Origin of the sequence: Streptomyces sp. OfavH-34-F (assembly GCF_022347745.1) — a bacterium.
In the GTDB taxonomy this organism is placed as follows: domain Bacteria; phylum Actinomycetota; class Actinomycetes; order Streptomycetales; family Streptomycetaceae; genus Streptomyces.
Map to the genome: position 1 here is coordinate 1 of NZ_JAKRGC010000315.1, position 7,582 is coordinate 7,582.

A 7,582-nucleotide genomic window follows, 5' to 3' on the forward strand; every position below is an offset into this window, starting at 1 on the left:
CGCCCTCGGCGAGCCGGTCCGGGTTGCCGGCCAGGACGTGGGGCGCGCGGGCGTACGCCCCGTACCCGGCGGCCTCCACGAGCGCGGGCACGCGGGCTCCGGCGCGGGCCAGGGAGAGGGCGACGGCCTGGAGCAGCGGTCCGCTTCCGGCGACGACGACGCGCCGGCCGGGCAGGACGAGCCCCGACTTGAGCATGGCCTGGGCGCCGGCCGCGCCGACGACGCCGGGCAGGGTCCAGCCGGGAAAGGGGAGGTGGCGTTCGGTGGCGCCGGTCGCGAGGAGGACGCGGCGGGCGCGCGGGGCGGCGGTGGCGGTGTCCCCTTCCGGGCCGGTGAGTGTGTGCGCGGTCCAGTCGTCGCCGGTCGCGGCGATCGTCCAGACGTGGTGGCCGGTGAGGTGGCGGACGCGGCCGGTGGCGCGGTGCCGGTCGAGGCGGGCGGTGAGTGCGGTGAAGCGGGACCAGTGGTGGTGCAGGGCCTCGGGCCGGGTGGCGTGCAGGCCGGGGGCGGGTGCGCGGTAGTACTGGCCGCCGGGGGCGTCGGCCGCGTCGAGCAGGAGCACGTGGAGTCCGGCGTCGGCGGCGGTGACGGCGGCGGCGAGCCCGGCGGGTCCGGCGCCGACCACGGCGAGGTCGGCGCGGTCAGGGGCGGAGTGCGTCATGTCCGGTCCCCTCCTGGGTGGTGACGGCGTCGCCGGGACGGGCGGGCAGCAGGCAGGCGCGGAGGTTGGGCCGGCCGTTGACGGTGGCCAGGCACTCGTAGCAGGAGCCGATGCCGCAGAAGGCGCCGCGCGGGCTGCCGGTGCCCCGGGTGGTGCGCCAACTGAGGACGGAGGCGGCCCACAGGGCGGCGGCGATGCTCTGGCCGGGCAGGGCGCGCAGCGGCCGTCCGTCGAAGGTGATCTCGAACCCCGGTCCCGGCTCGGCACCTGCCAGGCCGGCCGGGGTGCGGGCGGGGTGGCGTCGGCGCGGTCGTCTCACACCGGGGCTCCTGTCTCGTCGGGCGGTCGGTAGGGGAGGAACGGGCGGGCAGACGCGCGTCACCCGGCGCCGGAGCCGGAGCCGAAGCGGTCCGGGCCGAAACGGTCCGAGTCGAAGCGGTCCGGGCTGAACGGTGCGGGGTCCAGCGGGGGTGGCTCCCCGAGGACGGCGGCGGTGACCAGGGCAGCCGTGGCCGGGGCGAGACCGATGCCCGCGCCCTCGTGGCCGCAGGCGTGGAAGAGGCCGGGGACGCGGCGGTCGGCGCCGATCGCGGGGAGGTGGTCGGGCAGGTACGGGCGGAAGCCGTGGTACGCGCGGATCACCCGGACGGTGTTCAGGACCGGGAAGAGCGCGGCGGCCGCCCCGGCCAGTCTGCTGATCACCGGCACGGACAGGGTGCGGTCGAAGCCGACGCGCTCCCGGCTGGCGCCGATCAGGACGGGCCCGGCGGCGGTGCCCTCGACGACCGGTGACGTCTGGAGGGCGGCCGACGCGCTGGAGACGTCGGCCACGTACTCGGCGGCGTACACCTTGTGCCGGATCAGCGGCGGCAGCGGCTCGGTGACCAGGACGAAGCCGCGCCGGGGCAGGACGGGCAGCGTCACCCCGGCCAGTGCGGCGAACTCGCCGCCCCGGACGCCCGTCGCGTTGACCACGGCCGGGGCGAGGAGGTCGCCCGCCGGGGTGCGGACGCCCCGCACCGCGCCGGTGGGGCCGGTGAGCAGGGCGGTGACCGGGGTGCCGGGGTGGAGGCGGGCCCCGGCATCGCGGGCGGCGCGCACCAGATGGGCGGCGGCGAGCGCGGGCTGGACCTGGGCGTCCTCCGGGTAGAGCACGCCGCCCGCGAGGCCGGGCGCCAGATGCGGTTCCAGGGCGGGCAGTCCGCGGGCGGCGACCGCTGTGGTGCGTACGCCGGCGGCGGCCTGTCCGGCGGCGGTCGCGGTCAGGGTGGCCAACGAGTCCTCGTCCGCCGCGACGACGAGGCCGCCCTTGCGCTCGTACTCGATCGCCGGGGGCAGCGTCGCGGCCAGCTCGCGCCACAGCCGGGCGGAGAGCCGGGCGAGGGCGAGTTCCGGTCCGGGGGGCTTGTCGGAGACCAGGAGGTTGCCCTCCCCCGCGCCGGTGGTCCCGCCGGCGACGGGTCCGGCGTCCACCACCGCGACCGCGAGCCCGGACCGGGTGGCGTAGTAGGCGCAGGCCGCGCCGACGACACCGGCTCCGACCACGACGACGTCCAGCGGCTGTCTCGTGAACACGGCAGTAATATGTCACATGGTTCTGGGGGTGCCAAGAGGTCGTAAGACGGGGGAAGTTGGGGCCCGGTGCGCCGGCCGCCGGCCGTCCCCGCGCCGGGCGGGGACGGCCGGCGGGCTCAGATGCGGACGCTGGAGGCGGGTGCTCCGGTGCCGGTGGCGATCACGCCCTGGTCGGCCCACTTGACGGCGCCGGTGGTGCCGGTGGTGTGCAGGTAGGCGTGGATGGCGCCGTTCTCGTCGAGGACGAGGTAGTCGGCCCGGCCGTCACCGCTGATGTCGGCGAAGCGGATCTGACCGGCGAGCCAGCCGGACGAACCGGTGGCGACGACCCCCTGGTCGGACCATCCGCCGCGGCCGTCGCCGCCGGTGTTGACGTACGCGTGGGTGGCGCCCTGTTCGGCGACCACGAGGTAGTCGGCCCTGGCGTCGCCGCCGATGTCCGCGAAGCGGACCTGGTCGGCCGTCCAGGCGCTGGAGCCCGACGCGATGACGCCCTGGTCGGACCACTTGACGTTGCCCGTGGCGGGGTCGGTGGTGTTGAGCAGGGCGCGGGTGGCGCCGTTGGCGGCGACGACGAGGTAGTCGGCCCTGGTGTCGCCGCCGACGTCCGCGAAGCGGACCTGTGCGCCGGTCCAGGCGCTGGAGCCGGTGGCGATCACTCCCTTGTCCTGCCAGCCGCCCCGGCCGTTGCCGCCGGTGTTGATGTACGCGTGCACCGCCCCGTTGGCGGGGTCGAGCACCAGGTAGTCGGCGCGCTCGTCGCCGCCGACGTCCGCGAAGCGGATCTGGTCGCCCGTCCAGGCGCTGGAACCCGACGCGATGACGCCCTGGTCGGACCACTTGACGCCGCCCGTGGCGGGATCGGCCGTGTTGAGCCAGGCCTGGACCGAGCCGTTGGCGCCGACGACGAGGTAGTCGGCCCGGCCGTCGCCGTTGACGTCCACGTCGTAGTCGCCGAGCGCCGACGTTCCGCGCGGCGGGGCCGGCTTGACCTCGACGGTCTCCTTGATCCAGCCGCGCCCGGCGACGTCGGCGACGCCGCCCAGGAAGGCGTCCGCCATCTTGGCGTAACCGGCGTTGTTGGGGTGCAGGTTGTCGTTGAGGTCGGCGGTGGTCAGCGCGCCCATGCTGACCTGGGCGAGCTTGTAGCCCCGCTGGGTCCGGTCGGCGACGATGCCGGGGATCGCCCGGTTGTACGCGTCGACGCGGGCCTGGACGGCGGGGTCGGTGGCGGGGACGAGCGAGGCGACCACGACCGCGGTGTCGGGCGAGGCGGTGTGGATCTGGTCGATGAGCGTGCCCAGCCGCTGCGGGGCGGTGGACACCCGGTTGTCGCGGTTCATGTCGTTGGTGCCGATGTGCAGGGTCACCACGTTGGGCCGGGCGTCGGCGAGCCAGGTCTCGATGTTCGCCTGCAACTGCTCGATGAGCCAGCCCGAGTGCCCCTCGTGGTGGGTCACCCCGTCGGCGTCGACCTGGGAGCCCACGAACTCCACGGCGCCCGCGTGGCCGGCGAGGGCGCTCGCCAGCGCGGGACGGTAGCCGGTGCGGGTGCCGCTGCCCACGCCCAGGGTGATGGAGTCGCCCAGGGGCATGACCGCGAGCCTCGGCACCTGCCACCCGGGGGGCTCGGGCGCGGGCCGGTTCAGGCCGATGATCGTGTTGATCATCGCGTAGCCGGGGTAGTCCATGAGGACCTCACCGGTGCGGTTGCGTACGGCGCCGATCGGCCCGAGGACCCGCTCGTTCACCCGGTCGGCCACGGCCTTGGGGTAGGCGCCCGTGCTGGAGCCGCTGGTGTAGTTGAGGTAGATGTGCTGGGGGTCGGTGTCGTTGTCGGCCTTCGTCAGGTGGTTGACGACCTGTTCGACCTTGGTGTCGATGCCGCCGAGTATGTCCGGCACCTTGTACTCGTCCTGGATGGAGAACGCGTCGTCGGGCAGGCCGTAGTCGTCGCTGTACTCGCCCACGTTGCGGAAGCGCTCCAGCACGATCTTGCCGCGCACCTCGCCCAGGGTCGGCACGGCCGCCTGTCCCGCCCCGCTGACGGCGGGAGCCCAGAAGAACCGGGCGTTGGGGTCCTGGTCCAGGTAGCTGCGGAACACGTTGACGCGGTCCGCGCTGGTCGTGCTGCTCGGCTCGTCCTTGCAGTCGAAGCTGAACGGGCCGGCGCTGTTGTCGCACTCGGCCCGCAAGTGCATCATCACGGTCTCGCCGGGGTGTGCCGTGAGGAACTGGCCCAGCACCGCGAGGACGTCGGCGAAGTTGGCGTCCTGGTACACCTTGCCGTGATGGATCGTGAAGCTGCCGCCGATCACCCGGACCCGGATGTCGATGGAGCGGATGCCCGCCTGGAGCTGCGCGGCCAGCGTCTGGGCGCTGGGGCCGCCGTTCTGCTGGGTGTAGGTGCTGTCGCCGCCCCGGATCGACAGCGTCTCGTGCGTTCCGGGAACGGAGAGCGCGCCGATCGAGGTGCGGTCGCCGAGGGGTTTCATCCAGTCGGGGTTGTCCGCCTTGCCCAGCGACCGGTAGGCCGGGTTGTCGGTGTCGTCCGGCAGCGCCGCCCACGCCGTTCCGGGGCTCAGTACGGCGATCGTTCCGGCCATGGCCACGAGCGCGGTGAGCAGGGTGGCGGCTCTGCGCCACCAGGCCGTCTCCGCAATACGATGATTCACGCGAGGTCTCCGGGAGGATATGCACACTGGTCTCCCGGAGCATCGCGCGGCGCGCTGAATTCTCGGTAACCCCCCGCTAACCCCGCCCCGTTAGCCGCCGGACCGACGCACCGTCAGGGGCGGGGCACGTTGCGGAGGTTGGAGCGGGCCATCTGGAGCATCCGGCCCACCCCGCCGTCCAGGACGATCTTGCTCGCCGACAGGGCGAAGCCGGTCACCATGTCCGCGCTGATCTTCGGCGGGATGGAGAGCGCGTTGGGGTCGGTGACCACGTCGACGAGTGCCGGCCCCTTGTGCTTGAACGCGTCCTTGAGGGCGCTCGTCAGCTCCTTGGGCTTCTCGACCCGGACCCCGTACGCTCCCGCGGCGCGGGCCACCGCCGCGAAGTCGGGGTTCTTGTTGGTCGTCCCGAACGACGGCAGACCGCCGACCAGCATCTCCAGTTCGACCATGCCCAGCGACGAGTTGTTGAACAGGACGACCTTGACCGGCAGGTCGTACTGGACGAGCGTCAGGAAGTCGCCCATGAGCATGGTGAATCCGCCGTCGCCCGACATCGAGACGACCTGCCGGCCGCGGTCGGTGAACTGCGCGCCGATCGCCTGCGGCAGCGCGTTGGCCATCGAGCCGTGGCTGAACGAACCGATCACCCGCCGCTTGCCGTTGGGCGTCAGATAGCGGGCCGCCCACACGTTGCACATGCCGGTGTCCACGGTGAACACCGCGTCGTCGTCGGCGAGTTCGTCGAGCACCGATGCCACGTACTCGGGGTGGATCGGGACGTGCTTCTCGACCTTGCGGGTGTACGCCTTGACCACGCCCTCCAGGGCGTCCGCGTGCTTCTTGAGCATCCGGTCGAGGAACTTGCGGTCGCTCTTCGCCTTCACCCTCGGCGTCAGGCAGCGCAGCGTCTCACGTACGTCGCCCCAGACGGCCAGGTCCAGCTTGGTGCGCCGGCCGAGGTGCTCGGGCCGCACATCGACCTGCACGATCTTCACGTCGTCGGGCAGGAAGGCGTTGTACGGGAAGTCCGTGCCCAGCAGGATCAGCAGGTCGCACTCGTGGGTGGCCTCGTACGCCGCCCCGTAGCCGAGCAGCCCGCTCATGCCGACGTCGAACGGGTTGTCGTACTGGATCCACTCCTTGCCGCGCAGCGCGTGCCCGACCGGGGCCTTGACGCGCTCGGCGAACTCCATGACCTCGGCGTGCGCCCCGGCCGTGCCGCTGCCGCAGAACAGCGTCACCCGTTTGGCCTCGTCCACCATCCGGCACAGCTTCTCGATCTCCGCGTCGCCCGGCCGCACGGTGGGCCGCGAGGTGACCAGCGCGTGCTCGGCGGACCGCTCCGGGGCCGGCTGCCCCGCCACGTCGCCCGGCATCGTCACGACGCTGACGCCGCCCTGGCCGACCGCGTGCTGGATGGCGGTCTGGAGCAGCCGGGGCATCTGCTGCGGGTTGGAGATCATCTCGTTGTAGTGGCTGCACTCCTGGAAGAGCAGCTCGGGGTGGGTGGCCTGGAAGTAGTTGAGGCCGATCTCGCTCGACGGGATGTGCGAGGCGAGCGCGAGCACCGGGGCCATGGAGCGGTGCGCGTCGTACAGGCCGTTGATGAGGTGCAGGTTGCCGGGGCCGCAGGAGCCGGCGCAGGCCGCGAGCGTCCCGGTGATCTGCGCCTCCGCGCCGGCCGCGAACGCCGCCGTCTCCTCGTGCCTGACCTGGATCCACTCCATGCCGGAATGGCGGCGGACGGCGTCGACGACCGGGTTGAGGCTGTCCCCCACGACCCCGTACAGCCGCTTGACGCCCGCGCGGGCGAGGATGTCGACGAACTGCTCCGAGACGTTCTGTTTGGCCATGGGTGACGCACTCCCTCTGCCCGTGCTCCGTGCACATCCGGCTGTCCGGAACGCGGGGTGCCAAACCCCGGTCCGGACGGGTGTCCGGAGTCCATCAACCCATGGCCCGGGCCGTTACGCCTCCCAGACGCCGACCGCCGTGCGGTCGTCGGCGTACCCCTTGACCCGGATCTGCACGTCCGCGAGGAACGCGCCGAGGCCCGGCGCGGCCACGGGCGACCAGCGCTCGGCGAGTTCCGCGGCCAGCGCCGGCTCCTCGCGCAGCGGGTCGGCGAGGCCGGTGCCGCACAGCAGCAGGGTGTCCCCCGCCCGGGCGACGGAGGCCCGGAACCGGAACGGCTCGGCGGGCGGCGGCAGCGGGTCCTCGACGTACGGGGCGGGGCCGGTGGCGATGCCCAGGTCCATCGTCAGCCGGTCGCCGTCCGGACCGCTCTCCGGCGGGGCGGACGAGCCGAAGCCGACCACCGGTGCGCCGCTGAGCGCGGCGGGCGGGGGCAGCGCCGGTTCGAGGTCGTGCCAGGCGCCGTCGCGCAGCCGGAAGAGGCCGCCGCCGCCGATCCCGAAGAAGACCCGGGTGCGGCAGCCGGGGTCGGCGGACAGCAGCAGGCAGCGCAGGCTCGCGGTGTACGCGTCCGGCTCGACGCCGAGTTCGGCGGCGCGGGCGCGCAGTTTGCCGTAGGCGCGGTCGGTGAGCCGGTGCAGCCCGGACTTGAGGTCGGCCCGGCGGCCCGCCCTTATGTCGTCGGCCAGCCGGACGTGGCTGCGGCCCACGGCCTCGCCGATCCAGCGGACGGCGTCCGCCGCCGCCGTGGACG

The 7,582-nt window shown here is 73.6% G+C and carries 6 protein-coding genes; all 6 read right to left on the reverse strand.

Annotated features, from left to right (window positions below; all coding sequences use genetic code 11):
* A partial coding sequence (locus MHW47_RS29450; RefSeq protein ID WP_239226815.1) for an FAD/NAD(P)-binding oxidoreductase occupies positions 1-661 on the reverse strand: 661 nt, incomplete at its 3' end.
* A complete protein-coding gene (locus tag MHW47_RS29455) occupies positions 642-980 on the reverse strand; it encodes a (2Fe-2S)-binding protein (protein ID WP_239226816.1) in 339 nt (112 codons plus the stop codon). The genes MHW47_RS29455 and MHW47_RS29450, both read right to left, overlap by 20 nt.
* A gap of 59 nt (positions 981-1,039) precedes the next feature.
* Positions 1,040-2,236: an FAD-binding oxidoreductase gene (locus tag MHW47_RS29460; RefSeq protein WP_239226817.1), complete on the reverse strand. Its 1,197-nt coding sequence runs from the start codon at positions 2,234-2,236 to the stop codon at positions 1,040-1,042.
* A 116-nt stretch (positions 2,237-2,352) separates the two neighbouring features.
* Complete coding sequence (locus tag MHW47_RS29465) at positions 2,353-4,911, reverse strand: phosphatidylinositol-specific phospholipase C domain-containing protein (protein WP_239226818.1); 2,559 nt, start codon at positions 4,909-4,911, stop codon at positions 2,353-2,355.
* Between the two features lie 113 nt (positions 4,912-5,024).
* Entirely contained in the window at positions 5,025-6,767 is a 1,743-nt protein-coding gene (locus MHW47_RS29470; protein WP_239226819.1) for a pyruvate dehydrogenase, read from the reverse strand.
* A gap of 114 nt (positions 6,768-6,881) precedes the next feature.
* Positions 6,882-7,582: protein phosphatase 2C domain-containing protein (locus tag MHW47_RS29475; RefSeq protein ID WP_239226821.1), on the reverse strand; the 701-nt coding region annotated here is incomplete at its 5' end.